Source organism: Pseudomonas sp. GV085, assembly GCF_003050925.1.
Classification (GTDB): Bacteria; Pseudomonadota; Gammaproteobacteria; order Pseudomonadales; family Pseudomonadaceae; genus Aquipseudomonas.
The window spans coordinates 184,379-200,680 of the sequence record NZ_QAOV01000003.1 but is presented as its reverse complement, the minus strand read 5'-3'; the positions used below and the strand labels follow the sequence as shown (position 1 = coordinate 200,680).

At 60.7% G+C, this 16,302-nt stretch carries 13 protein-coding genes; 2 read left to right on the top strand and 11 right to left on the bottom strand.

Annotated features, from left to right (window positions below):
• Nucleotides 1–58 precede the first annotated feature (58 nt).
• The 8 genes from C8K63_RS08115 to C8K63_RS08080 form a co-directional block, all read right to left on the bottom strand.
• Nucleotides 59–1,654, bottom strand: coding sequence for an AAA family ATPase (locus C8K63_RS08115; protein WP_108216248.1), 1,596 nt, complete (start codon nucleotides 1,652–1,654; stop codon nucleotides 59–61).
• Between the two features lie 10 nt (nucleotides 1,655–1,664).
• The gene (gene aroB / locus C8K63_RS08110; RefSeq protein ID WP_108216247.1) at nucleotides 1,665–2,765 is read right to left on the bottom strand and encodes a 3-dehydroquinate synthase; all 1,101 of its coding nucleotides are present in this window, start codon (nucleotides 2,763–2,765) and stop codon (nucleotides 1,665–1,667) included.
• Nucleotides 2,766–2,915: 150 nt separating this feature from the next.
• Entirely contained in the window at nucleotides 2,916–3,434 is a 519-nt protein-coding gene (gene aroK, locus C8K63_RS08105) for a shikimate kinase AroK (protein ID WP_015093141.1), read from the bottom strand.
• 4 nt (nucleotides 3,435–3,438) lie between these two features.
• Nucleotides 3,439–5,511 carry a type IV pilus secretin PilQ gene (pilQ, locus tag C8K63_RS08100; protein ID WP_108216246.1) on the bottom strand — a complete coding sequence of 691 codons (2,073 nt, stop codon included), beginning with the start codon at nucleotides 5,509–5,511 and terminating at the stop codon, nucleotides 3,439–3,441.
• Nucleotides 5,512–5,524: 13 nt separating this feature from the next.
• Nucleotides 5,525–6,052: a pilus assembly protein PilP gene (locus C8K63_RS08095; protein ID WP_108216245.1), complete on the bottom strand. Its 528-nt coding sequence runs from the start codon at nucleotides 6,050–6,052 to the stop codon at nucleotides 5,525–5,527.
• On the bottom strand, nucleotides 6,049–6,672 hold the full coding sequence (locus C8K63_RS08090; RefSeq protein ID WP_108216244.1) for a type 4a pilus biogenesis protein PilO: 624 nt from the start codon (nucleotides 6,670–6,672) through the stop codon (nucleotides 6,049–6,051). Before C8K63_RS08090 ends, C8K63_RS08095 begins: the two co-directional genes overlap by 4 nt.
• Nucleotides 6,669–7,235: a PilN domain-containing protein gene (locus C8K63_RS08085; protein ID WP_108216243.1), complete on the bottom strand. Its 567-nt coding sequence runs from the start codon at nucleotides 7,233–7,235 to the stop codon at nucleotides 6,669–6,671. The genes C8K63_RS08090 and C8K63_RS08085 overlap by 4 nt, the downstream gene beginning before the upstream one ends.
• Entirely contained in the window at nucleotides 7,235–8,299 is a 1,065-nt protein-coding gene (locus C8K63_RS08080; protein ID WP_108216242.1) for a pilus assembly protein PilM, read from the bottom strand. The genes C8K63_RS08085 and C8K63_RS08080 overlap by 1 nt, the downstream gene beginning before the upstream one ends.
• Before the next feature lie 219 nt (nucleotides 8,300–8,518).
• Between C8K63_RS08080 and C8K63_RS08075 the strand changes: the two genes are divergently transcribed.
• Complete coding sequence (locus C8K63_RS08075) at nucleotides 8,519–10,960, top strand: penicillin-binding protein 1A (protein WP_371920745.1); 2,442 nt, start codon at nucleotides 8,519–8,521, stop codon at nucleotides 10,958–10,960.
• A 239-nt stretch (nucleotides 10,961–11,199) separates the two neighbouring features.
• On the opposite strand, the gene C8K63_RS08070 is transcribed toward C8K63_RS08075, so the two are convergent.
• The 3 genes from C8K63_RS08070 to rpmE form a co-directional block, all read right to left on the bottom strand.
• The gene (locus C8K63_RS08070; RefSeq protein WP_095942355.1) at nucleotides 11,200–12,468 is read right to left on the bottom strand and encodes a malic enzyme-like NAD(P)-binding protein; all 1,269 of its coding nucleotides are present in this window, start codon (nucleotides 12,466–12,468) and stop codon (nucleotides 11,200–11,202) included.
• A gap of 183 nt (nucleotides 12,469–12,651) precedes the next feature.
• A complete protein-coding gene (locus C8K63_RS08065; RefSeq protein ID WP_108216240.1) occupies nucleotides 12,652–13,452 on the bottom strand; it encodes a thermonuclease family protein in 801 nt (266 codons plus the stop codon).
• Between the two features lie 14 nt (nucleotides 13,453–13,466).
• Nucleotides 13,467–13,697, bottom strand: a complete 231-nt coding sequence (gene rpmE / locus C8K63_RS08060) for a 50S ribosomal protein L31 (protein WP_053153366.1) — start codon at nucleotides 13,695–13,697, stop codon at nucleotides 13,467–13,469.
• 287 nt (nucleotides 13,698–13,984) lie between these two features.
• Between rpmE and C8K63_RS08055 the strand changes: the two genes are divergently transcribed.
• Nucleotides 13,985–16,204, top strand: coding sequence for a primosomal protein N' (locus tag C8K63_RS08055; RefSeq protein WP_108216239.1), 2,220 nt, complete (start codon nucleotides 13,985–13,987; stop codon nucleotides 16,202–16,204).
• Nucleotides 16,205–16,302: the final 98 nt, after the last annotated feature.

The following is a 16,302-nucleotide window of genomic DNA, read 5'->3' as shown; positions in this document are numbered from 1 at the left end:
GCACTTGTAGAAATTTTGAGGTGCTTGGAGAGGCGGCCTGGGTAAGGCCGCCGAATCTTCAGCGAGTTGTTGCCAGTTCCTGTTGGACGCTGGCGACAGTGCGAGGCCAAGGTTTACCAGCCTGAACCTTCGCTGGCAAGGCCTTGATGGCGGAAACAGCTGCATCACGATTGGCAAAGTTGCCGTAGGTGATCACGTAGAGCGGCTTGCCGTTGAGGACTTTCTTGAAGTAACGGTACTCGCCGCCCTGCTCCTTGACGAAGCTTTGCGCGCTCGCTTCGGAGCTGGTGCCGAGGATCTGTACCACGTAGTTGCCCGGTGCTTGCCCTGCGTACCAGGTGCCGCCAGCCGCCTTGGCCGCCGGAGCCGGAGCCGGTTTCTCGGCAGGCTTGGCTGCAGCAGCAACGACTGGCTTGGCCGGTGCTGGAGCAGGTTTGGCCACTGGAGCAGGCGCTGGCTTGGCACTGGCGACCTGAGTCGGCGCAGGCGTCGGCTTGGCGGCTGGCGTCGGCGCAGGGCCGGCAGGAACGCCCACAGGCGGTGCGGTTGTGGTCACCGTCGGCGGTGTGGCGCTGGAACCTTCGACCGGCACGCCGTCGTCGCCCTCGGTAATGCCACCCGCGGCTTCAGCCAGCGGACCGCGCATGACCGGCTGCGAGTTGCCGACCAACGGCAATGGCATCGGCTGCGTGTTGCCAGCGAATTCGACGGCCGGAGCACCACCATTCGCTGTTGGCTGACCCTGGCCAAGCGGCAGTTGCGCCTGTTCGTTGGCCGGTGCACCCGTGGTCGGTGCCTTGTTGCGACCCGGCATCAACCAGGCGGCAGCTACCGCGACCACGACCACGGCGGAAATCGCCAATACGTGTTTCTTCGGCATATTGAACCCCATTTTTGGACGCTTGACCGCTGAGCGGCTGGCGATCATGGCTTCGATCATTGCATCGCGGGCGACCTGATTGATGCTGCCAGGCCAGCCTTCGGAGCTTTCGTGAATATCAGAGATCTGATCTGCGGTGAAAAGTTCGATACCGCGACCAGCGCCTTCAAGCCGCTGCTCCAGATATTCGCGGGTTTCTTCCTCGGTGTAGGGTTGCAGCTCGATGACATGGAAACGTTCTTCCTCGAGATGCAAAGCCTCAAGCTGAGCAATCAGCGAGGTTTCACCGAACAGGAACACATGCGGGCGGCCCTCAGGCGCGCCGGCAGCGAGGATCATTAGCGCTTCAAGGGCGGACTCGTCCAGTTGTTCGGCGTCATCGACCAGCAGATAGACTTCCTGCCCGGTCAGTGCAAGCTGCACCACCTGGGCCAGAATAGCGTCCGCATCAGCCCGGGCAACGTTCAGCGCCTGGGCCACCTGACGCAACACTCCGGCCGCATCGCCGGCGCCACGGGCGGACACCACCAGACTTTGTACCGATTGCTTGTTGGTGCTGGCGACCAGGGCCTGACGCAACAGGGTCTTGCCACTGCCCTCGGGGCCGGTGACCACCAGCAGCAACTGGCTATAACGCGCCAGGTGATGCAGTTGTCCCAGCACGGGTTTGCGCTGGGCCGGGAAAAATTTGAAGCCAGGCACCCGAGGAGCAAAAGGGTCATGACTCAACTGGTAATGGCCGAGGAAAGCCTCGTCGGCATGCAAACTAGTCATTGTGTTCTTATTAACCTTTAAGCTGGGCCAGGGCGCGGTAGTCTGCCCCCAGCGTGGCCTGTAGAACCTCTTTCGGATAATCGTCGGTCACCACCGCTTCACCCATGTGGCGCAGCAGCACCAGGCGCAAACGACCGTCGATCACTTTTTTATCAATGGACATGTGTTCGAGGAAATCGGCTTCTGTCATCTCTTCCGGCGGTACGACCGGCAGCCCCGCACGCTGGAACAGGCGAATGCCGCGATCGCGCTCTTGCTCGCTGATCCAGCCCAGTCGCGCAGACATTTCCAGCGCCATTACGGTGCCAGCAGCCACTGCTTCACCATGAAGCCATACACCATAGCCCATGTGGGTTTCGATGGCGTGGCCAAAAGTGTGGCCCAGGTTCAACGTGGCACGAACACCGGTCTCTTTCTCATCGGCACCGACCACCGCTGCCTTGGCCGCGCAGGAGCGTTCGATGGCATAAGTCAGGGCTTGTTGATCCAGATTGCGCAGACGGTCGACGTTGTCTTCGAGCCAGGTCAGGAACGGCTCATCACAGATCAGCCCGTACTTGATGACTTCGGCCAATCCGGCGGACAGCTCGCGCGCCGGCAGGGTATTGAGGCTGGCGGTATCGATCAGCACCACGTTCGGCTGATAGAAGGCGCCGACCATGTTCTTGCCCAGCGGATGGTTGATCCCGGTCTTGCCACCCACCGAGGAGTCGACCTGAGACAGCAGCGTGGTCGGAACCTGGATGAAATCGACGCCGCGCTGGTAGCAGGCGGCGGCAAAGCCGGCCATGTCACCGATCACACCGCCACCGAGGGCGATCACTGTCGTGCGGCGGTCATGCCGGGCAGTCAGCAGGCCGTCGAAAATAAGTTGCAGGGTTTCCCAGGTCTTGAAGGCTTCGCCGTCGGGCAGCACCACGGAAATCACCGAGAACTGCGCCAGGCTGCGGGTCAGACGCTCGAGATAGAGCGGCGCAACAGTCTCGTTGGTAATGATCGCTACTTGCCGTCCGCGAATGTGCGGGGCCAGCAGCTCAGGCTGATCCAACAAACCTTCGCCAATATGAATCGGGTAGCTGCGCTCGCCTAGATCGACCTTGAGTGTCTGCATGTGTCCCCACAGTGAAGATGAATCAGGCATCCTGCCCTGAGTTTACGAATATCCACGGCCTCTGCTGGTGTGACGCCGTTCGGTGGCCATCCGCCACAACCTTGAGCGGTCATGGCGCGACGTCGAGGATAGCGCATTTCGCGCGGCGCTTTAACGGGGTGGCAACTGCTGCAAGCGCTCTAGAATGTCGAGTACGACCATTCGTGGCGGGCGCTCATCGGTTTCGACCACCAGGTCGGCAATTTCCCGATAAAGCGGATCGCGGATCGCCAGCAGATCCCGAAGGGTCTTGGCCGGATCGGCAGTACGCAATAATGGCCGATTGCGGTCGCGGGCCGTACGGCCGACCTGCTGCTCGACCGACGCATGCAGATAAACCACCCGCCCACCGGCATGCAGTGCCCGGCGATTGGCTTCGCGCATGACCGCGCCCCCGCCTGTCGCCAGCACCACACCGTCGTAATCGCACAGCTCGGCAATCATTGCCTGCTCGCGATCACGAAAGCCCGGTTCGCCTTCTTTATCGAAGATCCAAGGGATATTGGCGCCCGTGCGCAATTCAATTTCCTTATCGGAATCTTTGAATGGCAGGCGCAGCTCTTTGGCCAGCAACCGGCCGATGGTGCTTTTTCCAGCACCCATCGGTCCAACAAGAATCAAATTTCGCACAGAATCAATGACTCACAGCAATCGCCTGGTTATTCATGATACGCGGAGTGAGGAATACCAACAGCTCGGATTTTTTCTCCGAAACCACATCACGCCGGAAAAGGCGGCCAAGATACGGCACATCGCCAAGAAATGGCACCTTATCTACGACCTTGCTCTGAGTATTTGAGAAAACACCGCCAATGACGATGGTCTCGCCATCGTTGACCAGGACCTTGGCGTTGACTTCGTTTTTCTTGATGGGCGGCACATCCTGGACCTTGTTCAGGAAGTCCGGTTCGTCCTTGGTCACCTTGACCTCCATGATGATCCGGTTGTCGGGCGTGATCTGCGGCGTCACCTCCAGCGACAGCGACGCCTCCTTGAACGACACCGAAGTCGCGCCACTGGAACTGGCTTCCTGATAGGGAATCTCGGTGCCTTTGAGGATTTTTGCGGTTTCCTTGTCGGACGTGACCACCTTGGGTTGCGAGACGATTTCCCCGTTGCCGGTTTTCTCCATGGCTGTCAGTTCCAGGTCCAGCAAGACGTTATCGGTGATGAACGCTATGCCGATGCCCGAGGTGTTATTGACCGTGCCCATGTCGACGAACGGTGAATTGGTGCCGGTACTGCCGGGCGTGCCAATGGTCGACGACCCGTTGAGTCCGTTGCTGACACCGGAGGTGTTCCAGTTGCCCTTGTTCTGTATCGAACCGCCCCAGCGCACCCCGAGGCTTTTGTCATAGTCGACGTTGGCTTCGACAATGCGCGCCTCGATCATGACCTGACGCACAGGGATATCCAGCTGCGTAACAATCCTGCGCAGCTCATCAAGCCGGTCCTGGGTCTGGTAGGCAATGATATTGTTGGTGCGCTCATCGACGGTGATCGACCCCCGTTCGGCGGGTTTCGCTTCAGCACTGGTCACCGACTGGAAGAGCTTGGCGATGTCCGCCGCCTTGGCGTAGTTGACCTGCAACAGCTCCCGACGCAATGGCGCCAGATCGGCAATCTGCTTCTGTGATTCCAGCTCCTGGCGCTCACGAGCAGCAATTTCATCGGCCGGCGCAACAAGCAGAACATTGCCGACCTTGCGCTTATCCAGCCCCTTGGTTTTCAGCACCAGATCCAGCGCCTGATCCCACGGCACGTTCTGCAAGCGCAAAGTGATGCCACCCTGCACCGTGTCGCTGGCCACCAGATTGAGGTTGGTGAAATCGGCGATCAGTTGCAGTACCGAACGTACATCGATGTCCTGGAAATTCAGCGAAAGCTTCTCGCCGCTGTAGGCCTGTTGCCCGGCATTGCGCTTTTGCAGGTCGTCGACCGTCGCCGGGCGAACGCTGACCGTGAGCTTGCTGTCAGTCTGATAGGTCGAGTAATCGAACCTGCCACCGGGCTCAATGCTGATGGTCGCTCGATCGCCGCTGGCGCTGGCATTGACGAACTGCACTGGCGTGGCGAAATCCTTCACATCCAGACGCACGCGCAACGGCTCAGGCAATCGGGTTTTGGCGAAGCCTACGATGATCTTGCCCTCGCGCTCTTGTATGTCGGGCGCCATCGATGGATCCGACAAGTCGATCACCACGTTGCCTTCACCCTGGGTTCCCCGCTGGAAATCCACACCGCGGATGGCCTTGCCTGCCGGCGCAGCGGCTCGTGCCGGAGCCGGCATTGCTGCTGTAGCCGCCGGCCTGGATGTCGACGGTTTGACACCCTGCCCGACTACTACCAGCAAATTGTTGCCTTCAATTCGCGATTCGTACGGCGCTGGCTGAGTCAGATTGATGATCAATCGCGTACGGTCCCGGGCTTCCACCACCGTAGCACTACGGGCATTTCCACTGCCGAGATCGCGAGTCTTGCTGGCCAGCTGACTGGCGACACCCGGCAAATCCAGGGCAATCCGGGCCGGCGACTCCGTCGTATAGCCGTGGGGCACCGGGGGTGGCGCATCGAACGACAACTTCAACTCGACACGGTCTCCCGGCAGCGCAGCGACATCCAGCGCCTTGAGATTGGCCGCTTGTACCATCGGCGACAACAACGCTATCCATAGCGAAAGGCCGAAGGTGGAGAAAATCCTGTTCATTATTGGAGTTCCACTATGAGTGCTCTTTCAAAGGAATGGTCCGGGGACGCTCCAGCCACGCGCCCTGACCATCAGGGACAATTTCAACCACTTCGACTTGCGAGCCACTGATCGCAACGATCCGTCCGTCGTTGCGCCCCAGGTAATCGCCGACTTTCAACCGATGGACCCCACCCGCCCCGCGCAGCAAGGCATAGGAGCCCTTTGCATTGGAAAGGGTGCCGACCATTTCAAACTGCTCGATGTTGAAACCTTCGAGGTATTGCTTGACCCGACCAGGGTCGGGCTTGACGTTAGGTGAACCCCGCCGCCGGGCCGCCAGATCAGTGCTGATCTGCGGTGAAAACGGGCTACGCAGATTCGCCGCGTTGTAAGTGAATGTCGGGTAAGACCGGAATACCGGCGTTGGTTCAATCCTGCCCGGCCCACGCAGGCGCATTTCGTTCATGTATGCATCCAGATCGTCGTAGTCATCGCCGGCACCACAACCGGACAGAGCAGACAGCACCACCACTACCGAAAAACACTGCGCCGGTCTCATTGATGCCGTCCCTTGTCGTTGTAGCGGTAGGTCTTGGCGAGGATGCTCAAGCGCAGTTTCGGACCACCCTGGGGGCTGACGGGGGCAAGGTCGAAATCGTGCAAGGTGACGATTCGCGGCAACCCGGCCACACCACTGACGAAGGTGGCCAGGTCGTGGTAATCCCCAGTGACCGTGATCTGGATCGGCAGTTCGATGTAGAACGGCCGGGCGACCTCCGGCAGCAGCTTGATCTCTTCGAACTCCAGGCCACTGCCCAGACCAGTACGAGTGATGTCTTCCAGCAAGCCGGGCACTTCGGTGTCGCCGGGCAATTGTCGCAGCAGTACGACGAAGGCGTTCTCCATCTCCTTCAGTTGCCGGGTGTAGAGATCCAGATTCGCCGCCTTGCGGGTTTTGTCGGCGAACTGCTCCTTGAGTGTCGACTCCTCCTCACGCTTGAGATCGAGCTGGCTCTCAAGGTCGCGAGTGGAAAAGTTGTAGCCCAGGGCCAGCACCAGAAGCATGAGCAACCCGGCCACCAGAATCTTGATCGGCGGCGGCCAGGAACCCATGTTGCTGGTATCCAGCTCATTGATGTCGATCTTGCGCAGCCCTTCGAACCATTCGGATGGACTCATTTGCCCTCCTCCGGCGTTGCGGGCTGAGTCTGACGAACGGTCAACTGGAAGACGTTGGCCTGCTCCACCTGGCCGGCAGCTGTGGCCTTGACTTCGGTCAGGTTCGGCGCATCGAACCAGTCTGATGCCTCGAGGTTGCGCATCAAGTCTGAAACACGATTGTTCGATTGCGCAGCGCCGGTGATGGACAAGGTCTTTGCGGTCATTTTCACTTCGGTGAAATACACGCCGTCGGGCAGTGCTCGCGCCAACTGGTCAAATATTCGCCCGCTGATTTGGCGATTGCCTTGCAGGTCCTGGATGATGCGCATGCGCTCGACCAGTTGCTGACGGCGCGCCTTGAGATCATCGATCTGTTTGATCCGTTCATCGACCACGGCGACTTGCTTGCCGATGTAGTCGTTACGGGCGACTTGCCGGTCGATGGCACCGCTGATGGCCTGGTTCGCGACCAGCACCGCGCCCATCGTGCCCACCATCACGGCCACCAGGATCAGCAGCAAGCGCTTGCGACGGGCTTCACGCCGCTCCTCGCGCCAGGGTAAAAGATTGATCCGTGCCATCAGTCGAAGCTCCTGAGGGCCAGACCACAGGCGATCATCAACGCCGGGGCATCACTCGCCAGAGCAGCACCATTGACCTTGCTGCCCAGCGTCATTTCGAAAAAAGGATTCGCAACCTGGGTCGGCGTGCCCAATTGCCGCTCGATCAATCGGTCCAGCCCCGGGATCGACGCGGTACCGCCGGCCAACAGGACATGGTCGACGGCGCTGTACTGGCCTGAGGCGAAGAAGAACTGCAACGAGCGCGACACCTGCTGCACCAGCGCCTCTCGAAATGGCTGCAAGACCTCACTGGCATAGTCATCCGGCAGGCCGCCCTTCTTTTGCGCCAGCCCCGCCTGCTCCAGCGTCAGGCCATAGCGACGCTGGATTGCCTCGGTCAATTGCCGACCGCCGAACAATTGTTCTCGGGTGTAGATAATCCGCCCGCTGTGCAGCACGCTCAGTGTGGTCATGGTGGCACCGATATCCACCACTGCGACCGTCAAACGCTCCCCGGAAACCGCAAGCCGACTGGCCAGCAACGCAAATGAGCGCTCCAGCGCGTAGGCCTCGACATCGACCACGCGGGCGGTCAGCCCCGCCAGGGCCAGGGCTGCCTCGCGAACTTCGACGTTTTCCTTGCGGCAAGCGGCGAGCAGCACGTTGACGCGCTCGGAGTTGCGCTCAGAGGCGCCCTGAACTTCAAAGTCGATCGCGACTTCATCCAGGGGATATGGAATGTATTGATCAGCCTCAATCTTCAGCTGGCTTTCCATCTCGTCCTCGGAAAGACCGGCCTCCATCTCGATGGTCTTGGTGATCACCGCAGAACCCGCCATGGCCACGGCCACGTTCTTGAGGCCGGTTCTGGCCTTGGTCAGCGCGCGAGCGAGGGCCAACCCCACGCCTTCGAGCTCGGCGATATTCTTTTCGATCACCGCGCCGACCGGCAACGGCTCGACCGCATAGGCCTCGACCCGGAAGCGCTCGCCCTGACGGCTCAACTCCAGAAGCTTCACCGAGGTGGAGCTGATATCGATTCCCAGCAGCGTATTGGATTTTTTGTTGAAGAGTCCTGGCACTACCAATTCCCTATGACTTTCCGTGAGTTACGGACTCTGCAATGTCAATTGCGTTCAATCCACCCGTCTTGACAGCAGCGCCAAGCACGCTCCCGAGCAGAAAAATGCTTATAATGCCCAGCGCTTTTTTTCCGCATTTGCTCAATGCGCGGGTCGTTCTCATTTAGCCTGAACCCTGTTGCCCAATTCATTTTTTGCCCTGGATATCCAAAAGCCTTGATTCGTCTGCTGAAGTTTTTCGGTTGGTCCATCGTCGCGGTTTTCTGCGGACTCCTTCTGGGTCTGAGCGGGGCGTACCTCTACCTTAGTCCCGGGCTGCCGTCCGTGGAGGCACTGAGAAGCATCCAGTTGCAGATCCCTTTGCGGGTCTACAGCAGCGATAACAAGTTGATCGCAGAATTCGGCGAAATGCGCCGTACACCGATCCGTTTCGCCGACATTCCCCCCAATTTCATCAATGCGTTACTAAGTGCTGAAGACGACAATTTCGCCAACCACTACGGCGTCGATCCGAGCAGCCTGATGCGTGCCGCGACCCAGTTGGTCAAAAGCGGACACATCCAGTCCGGCGGCAGCACGATCACCATGCAGGTGGCGAAGAACTTCTTCCTGAGCAGCGAACGCAGCTTCTCGCGCAAGACCACCGAGATCCTGCTGGCCCTGCAGATCGAACGACAGTTGACCAAGGACGAGATCCTCGAGCTGTACGTCAACAAAATCTATCTGGGTAACCGTGCGTACGGCATCGAAGCGGCAGCGCAGGTCTATTACGGCAAATCGATCCGTGATGTCAGCCTGGCGCAGATGGCGATGATTGCCGGTCTGCCCAAGGCACCGTCGCGCTTCAACCCGCTGGCCAACCCGGCGCGCAGCAAAGAGCGTCGCGACTGGATCCTGGGGCGTATGTACAAGCTCGGGAAAATCAGCGAGGCCGACTACACCGCTGCGATCAACGAGCCGCTGAACGCCAGCTATCACGTGCCGACCCCGGAAGTGAACGCCCCGTACATCGCCGAAATGGCCCGTGCCGAAATGGTTGGGCGTTATGGCAGCGACGCGTATACCGAAGGCTTCCGCGTCACCACCACGGTGCCGAGCAACCTCCAGGAACTGGCCAACACCGCGGTCCACGAAGGTCTGATGACCTACGATCAGCGCCATGGCTATCGCGGACCCGAGTCGCGGCTGCCGGGCAAGACTCGCGAAGCCTGGGCCACCGAGCTGACCAAACAACGCACCATCAGCGGCCTGGAACCGGCCATCGTGACCCTGGTCGACAAGAACGGCCTGCAAGTGCTGACCCGCACCGGCCAGGAACACGTGAGCTGGGACACCATGAAATGGGCCCGCCCGTTCCTCAATACCAACAGCATGGGCGCCAATCCGAAGCAGCCTTCGGACGTGGCTCAAGTGGGCGATCTGATTCGCGTGCAGCGTCAGCCGGACAATTCGCTGAAATTCAGCCAGATCCCGCAGGCCCAGGGCGCGCTGGTGTCCCTGGACCCGCAGAACGGCGCCATTCGTTCGCTGGTCGGCGGTTTCGCCTTCGAACAGAGCAACTACAATCGCGCACTGCAAGCCAAGCGCCAGCCGGGTTCGAGCTTCAAACCGTTCGTCTACGCCGCCGCACTGGATAGCGGCTACACCGCCTCCAGCCTGGTGAACGACGCACCGATCGTGTTCGTCGACGAGTACCTGGACAAGGTCTGGCGTCCGAAGAACGACACCAATACCTTCCTCGGCCCGATTCGCCTGCGTGAAGCGCTGTACAAGTCGCGCAACCTGGTATCGATCCGCTTGCTGCAGGCGATGGGAGTAGGCAAGACCATCGACTACATCACTCGCTTCGGCTTCAACAAACAGGACCTGCCACCCAACCTGTCCCTGGCGCTGGGCACCGCGACCCTGACGCCTATGGAAATCGCCACCGGCTGGAGCGCCTTCGCCAACGGCGGCTACAAGATCACCCCTTACATCATCGACAAGATCGAAAGCCGCAACGGCGACACACTGTTCGTCGCCAACCCACCAAGCGTGCCTCTGGGCGGCGCAGCCAGCGATGGCATTGCCGCGCCAACCGCCCCTCAAGCCTTCACAGTCAACGCAACGGTGGGCGAAACCCCAGGTACTACGTCGACGCCACAAGCACCCGCCGTGGCTGAACGCATCATTGACGGGCGCACCACGTACATCCTCAACAGCATGCTTGAGGACGTGATCAAGCTCGGCACCGGTCGCCGCGCACTGGCCCTGGGCCGCCCGGACATTGCCGGCAAGACCGGTACGACCAACGAATCCAAGGACGCCTGGTTCTCCGGTTACAACGCCGATTACGTGACGACCGTGTGGACCGGTTTCGATCAACCGGAAAGCCTGGGCCGCAAGGAATTCGGCGGCACCGTCGCGCTGCCGATCTGGATGAACTACATGGGCCCCGCGCTCAAAGGCAAACCGCCGCATACGCAGCCGGAACCGGAAGGCATCCTCAGCCTGCGAGTCGATCCGGTCAGTGGCCGCGCAGCCACCCCGGGCACGCCAGGGGCCTATTTCGAGCTGTTCAAGGCCGAAGATACGCCGCCGTCGATCAACGAGATCAGCAATGGCATGGCACCGGGCAGCCCGCTGCCGGCGGATGAAGCGGCGCCGATCGATTTGTTCTGATCGCCGCAATACTGAAAAGCCCCGTCTTCGAAAGAAGTGCGGGGCTTTTTATTGCGCATCGATTTTTATGTTGCCTGACACGGCCTCTTCGCTGGCAAGCCAGCTCCTACAGGTACACGCAGTTCTTGTAGGAGCTGGCTTGCCAGCGAAGAGGCACCCACAGGCGACGCAAAACTGTCAGGCACAAAAAAACCCCGACTCTCACAAGCCGGGGCTTTTCGTTGAAGCGCTACAACGGCTTAGCCGTTGAACACATCATCCACGCTTTTCAGCGGGTAGTTCTTCGGATACGGCAGGGTTGCCACACCGGTCTCGATGGCGGCTTTGGCCACAGCATCGGAGATCAGGGTGATCAGGCGGGCATCCATTGGCTTCGGAATGATGTACTCACGACCGAATTCCAGCTTGATGCCGCCGTAGGCGTCGCACACTTCCTGAGGCACCGGCAGCTTGGCCAGTTCGCGCAGGGCGTTGGCCGCAGCCACTTTCATTTCTTCGTTGATGCGCTTGGCGCGAACGTCCAGGGCACCACGGAAGATGAACGGGAAGCCCAGTACGTTGTTAACCTGGTTCGGGTAGTCGGAACGACCGGTGGCCATGATCACGTCGTTACGGGTGGCGTGTGCCAGTTCCGGGGCGATTTCCGGATCAGGGTTGGAGCAGGCGAACACGATCGGGTTAGGCGCCATCGACAGCAGGCCTTCAGCGCTCAGCAGGTTCGGACCGGACAGGCCTACGAACACGTCAGCGCCTTGCAGGGCGTCAGCCAGGGTGCGCTTGTCGGTCGCGTGAGCGAACACAGCCTTGTACTGGTTCAGGTCGTCACGGCCGGAGTGGATCACGCCGGTACGGTCGACCATGTAGATGTTTTCGATGTTGGCGCCCATGCTCACCAGCAACTTCATGCAGGAGATGGCGGCAGCGCCGGCACCCAGGCAGACGATCTTGGCTTCCGGCAGGGTTTTGCCAGCGATTTCCAGGGCGTTGATCATGCCGGCGGCGGTCACGATAGCGGTGCCGTGCTGGTCATCGTGGAATACCGGGATATCGCACTGCTCGATCAGAGCACGTTCGATTTCAAAGCACTCTGGTGCCTTGATGTCTTCCAGATTGATGCCACCGAAGGTAATGGAGATACGCTTGACGGTGTCGATGAAGGCTTGCGGGCTTTCGGAGTCGACTTCGATGTCGAAAACGTCGATGCCGGCGAAGCGCTTGAACAGTACGCCTTTACCTTCCATCACTGGCTTGGAAGCCAATGGACCGAGGTTACCCAGGCCGAGAATCGCGGTGCCATCGGAAATAACTGCAACCAGGTTGCCTTTGCCGGTGTACTTGTAGGCGAGCTCAGGATCGCGGGCGATCTCGCGTACTGGTTCGGCTACGCCCGGGCTGTAGGCCAGCGACAGGTCGCGAGCGGTAGCAGTGGCCTTGGTGAGCTCGACACTCAGCTTCCCTGGACGAGGATTGGCGTGATATTCGAGAGCGGCAGTTTTCAGATCAGACATTTTGGCATTCCGCTTTTTACTGTTGGACAGACTGGTCAGCGAGGATACGCCCCTCGCAAAGTCCCCACAAGACTGACCGGTCACCCCTGTCAAGCGCCCGGCCCTACGACTTTGGGCCAAGAGCCACGGCACACAAGGGCCGGACTGTTCACAATTGACAGAAAAAATGTCTACAATTTTTTATCACTGCGCCGCTTGCAGCATCGCGGGATCGGTCAAGGGCAACATCCAGCGCGCCTGACCATCCTTGATACCGCCTTTGCGCGAGCGATCCAGCACCCAGCCGCGCGCCTCGACCTGCTTGCCCTTGAGGCTTTCCAGCGAGTTCACATCGAAACGCGTCAGCAGATTGGGCGCAACGCGTAATACAACCGAATCCTGCAACTCGATCCAAACGCCGCCGCGATTACGCTGCACTTTGCTCACACGACCGCTGAGCACAGCAAAGCCGGAAGCGCTGATCTGCTCCGCTTTCAGTACAGGTGACTGGCGCCACAACCCGAGCCCGGCCTGACGCGCACTGCGCTCGGCCGCTTGCTGACAGGCGACCAGATCGACATTCGGCGCCACGGCCACCAGAAAACCCAGGCCTTCGGCGAGCATCTGCGCTTCGAGGTTGGCGCCATTGGCACCGTAGACATGGGCCAGGGTGCGGCCGTAATGGTCCTCGCTTTCTTCGCCAGGCACCAACCCAACCCGCCCGTCACTCGCCGCCACCAGGGCTTCGAGGCGTTTGCGCGCGGCCACGGCGAATGGTTCATCGGAACGACCCTTCTTGCCCAGCTCCGGCGTGTTCAAGCCGATCATGCGCACGCTGCGGCCATCGCTCAGGCGCAGGGTGTCGCCGTCCACTACCCGCTGCACCGCGACGGACGTCAAGCCGCTGGGTGCCGGGCAAAACGCCTGGGCGCCAGACAGCCAAATCGCGGACACAAAAAAGGCGCCCGCAAGGGACGCCTTTTTTAACAGCAAGGAAAAGCCCATAAGGCTCTTTAACCTTACTCTGCAGCAGCTGGAGCTTTCTTGCCGAAAGCACCGAAACGGTCGGCGAAGCGCTGAACGCGGCCGCCAGTGTCCAGAGTCTTCTGCTTACCGGTGTAGAACGGGTGGCATTCGTTGCAAACGTCGATCGCCAGGGCTTTGCCGAAGGTCGAACGGGTTTCGAACTTGTTGCCGCAGCTGCAGGTAACAGCAACTGCCGGGTATTCTGGATGGATATCAGCTTTCATGGTGTCTTCCTCAGGCTAGCGTGCCGCCACCCAACACTATTGTTGAATACCGCACGTAATTAGGCCGCGGATTCTACCAGACAATCCTGATCACGCAAGCTGTCCCTGAAACCAGTCGTCTGCTAGGCTCCCGGCCCAATACGCGATCCCCTGTAGGAGTGAGCCTGCTCGCGATAGCGGTCTGCCAGTCGCCGCAATGTTGAATGCAAGACCGCTATCGCGAGCAGGCTCACTCCTACAGGTTATATGTCATGCCCACTATTGTTTGTTGATCGAGATCCCCCCGCGTGCCCAACGCCATTCTGCGCCTCGCCCTGCCTTCGCCGCTGCGCCGCCTGTTCGACTACCGCGCTCCGGCCGGCGTCCTGCGCGCCCAGTTGCACCCTGGCATGCGCCTGCGGGTACCGTTCGGCCGGCGCGAGATGATCGGGATTCTGGTGGAGGTCACCGATACCAGCGAAGTGCCGGCCGAGAAACTCAAGCCGGCCCTGGCCCTGCTCGACGCTACGCCACCACTGCCGCCTGCGCTGTTCAAGCTGTGCCTGTGGACCTCCCAGTATTATCAGCACAGCCTTGGCGACACACTGAGCTGGGCGCTGCCGGTTTTGCTGCGCCAGGGTGAACTGGCCGAAGCGCGCCAGGAGCGCTTCTGGTCCGCCGCGCCTGGCGCCAGCTTTGATGATCCGCGCATCGCCCGCGCCCCGCGCCAGCGCGAAGCCCTGGCCACGCTGGCCCAGCACCCCCACGGCGTCGCCCATCAGTTGCTGAGCAAACTGATGCTGAGCAAGGACAGTCTGGATTTGCTGCTGGCCAAGGAGCTGGTGCAGGTCGAGATCCGCCGCCACGCCCCGGGCGTACGCCACGAACACTGGCTGGCGCAACCGGAACTGCCGCTGAACCCCGAGCAACGCGCCGCCTATGAGGCGATTCGCGCCGGCTTCGACAGTTATCACGCGTTCCTGCTGGCCGGCGTCACCGGCAGCGGCAAGACCGAAGTCTATTTACAGTTGATCCGCGAAACTCTGGAGGCTGGCAAGCAAGCACTGGTGCTAATCCCGGAAATCAACCTCGGCCCACAGACCCTGGCGCGCTTTGAACAGCGGTTCAATGCCCGCATCGCGTTGATCCATTCGGCGGTCAATGACCGCGAACGCCTCGAGGCCTGGCTGGCCGCCCGGGACGGTGAGGCCGACATTATTATTGGCACCCGTTCGGCCCTGTTCACACCGATGAAGAACCCCGGCCTGATCATCATCGACGAAGAACACGACGGTTCCTATAAACAGCAGGAAGGCTTGCGCTATCACGCCCGCGATCTGGCGCTGGTGCGGGCGCGACAGGAAAACATCCCGATCGTCCTCGGCTCCGCCACCCCGTCGCTGGAAAGCCTGCACAACGCCTACACCGGCCGCTACGGGCTGCTGCGCTTGAACGAGCGCGCCGGCGGTGCCAAACAGCCGCGCTTCCTGCGCCTGGACGTCAAAAGCCGTCCGCTGGACAGCGGCATTTCCGGGCCGATGCAACAGGCCATTGGACAGACCCTGGCTGCCGGGCAGCAGGTACTGGTGTTCCTCAACCGCCGCGGCTTCGCCCCGACCCTGTTGTGCCATGACTGTGGTTGGATGTCCGAGTGCCAGCGTTGCGATGCGCGGATGACCGTGCACCAGCGTCACGGTGAATTGCGCTGCCACCATTGCGGCTACGCCGAGCGCGTGCCGCGCCAGTGCCCCAAGTGCAACAAGGTCGATCTGCGCCCCGTGGGCGCCGGCACCGAACGGGCCGAGGAGCGCCTGGCGATTCTGTTCCCGGACTATCCGGTGCTGCGGGTCGACCGCGACAGCACATCGCGCAAGGATGCGATGAACCAATTGTTCGCAACCATTCAAAAAGGTCAGCCGTGCATTTTGATCGGCACGCAGATGCTTGCCAAAGGTCACCACTTTCCACGGGTGACGCTGGTGTCGATCCTCGACGCCGACGGCGGCCTGTTCTCCGGCGACTTCCGCGCCAGCGAGCGCATGGCTCAGCTGATCGTGCAGGTCGCGGGCCGCGCAGGCCGCGCCGAAGAGCCGGGGAAAGTGATTATCCAGACGCACCTGGCCGACCATCCGTTGCTGGTGCAATTGACCGAGCAAGGCTATTTCGCCTTTGCCGAACAGGCCTTGAGCGAACGCCGTGCGGCCGGTTTGCCGCCGTTTGCGCACCTGGCGCTACTGCGGGCCGAGGCGCACAAACCGGGTCAGGCCGAAGGCTTCCTGGATGAGGCGTGCAGCGAGGCAGAACGCTTGCTGGCCGAGCAGAATCTGACGGGAATCGAGCTATTGGGACCGGTCCCGGCACCGATGGAGCGCCGGGCCGGGCGCTATCGTGCGCAGTTGTTGTTGCAGGCTACGGCGCGGGCACCGCTGCATCGGTTGCTGGCCAATTGGTTGCTGGTGCTGGAGCAGATGCCGAGCGGACGGGCGGTGCGCTGGTCTTTGGATGTAGATCCCGTAGATTTGTATTGACTGGAAGATTGCCTTCGCTGGCAAGCCAGCTCCTACAGTAGTCACGTCGGGTCTTTGTAGGAGTTGGCTTGCCAGCGAAGACCGCCAAATTGTCACCA

Excerpts from the sequence above, each read along its gene's own strand:
- pilQ (WP_108216246.1), bottom strand. The coding sequence starts at position 5,511 with ATGAACAGGATTTTCTCCACCTTCGGCCTTTCGCTATGGATAGCGTTG.
- C8K63_RS08090 (WP_108216244.1), bottom strand. The coding sequence starts at position 6,672 with ATGAGTCCATCCGAATGGTTCGAAGGGCTGCGCAAGATCGACATCAAT.
- C8K63_RS08115 (WP_108216248.1), bottom strand. The coding sequence starts at position 1,654 with ATGACTAGTTTGCATGCCGACGAGGCTTTCCTCGGCCATTACCAGTTG.
- aroB (WP_108216247.1), bottom strand. The coding sequence starts at position 2,765 with ATGCAGACACTCAAGGTCGATCTAGGCGAGCGCAGCTACCCGATTCAT.
- C8K63_RS08065 (WP_108216240.1), bottom strand. The coding sequence starts at position 13,452 with ATGGGCTTTTCCTTGCTGTTAAAAAAGGCGTCCCTTGCGGGCGCCTTT.
- C8K63_RS08070 (WP_095942355.1), bottom strand. The coding sequence starts at position 12,468 with ATGTCTGATCTGAAAACTGCCGCTCTCGAATATCACGCCAATCCTCGT.
- C8K63_RS08085 (WP_108216243.1), bottom strand. The coding sequence starts at position 7,235 with ATGGCACGGATCAATCTTTTACCCTGGCGCGAGGAGCGGCGTGAAGCC.
- C8K63_RS08095 (WP_108216245.1), bottom strand. The coding sequence starts at position 6,052 with ATGAGACCGGCGCAGTGTTTTTCGGTAGTGGTGGTGCTGTCTGCTCTG.
- rpmE (WP_053153366.1), bottom strand. The coding sequence starts at position 13,697 with ATGAAAGCTGATATCCATCCAGAATACCCGGCAGTTGCTGTTACCTGC.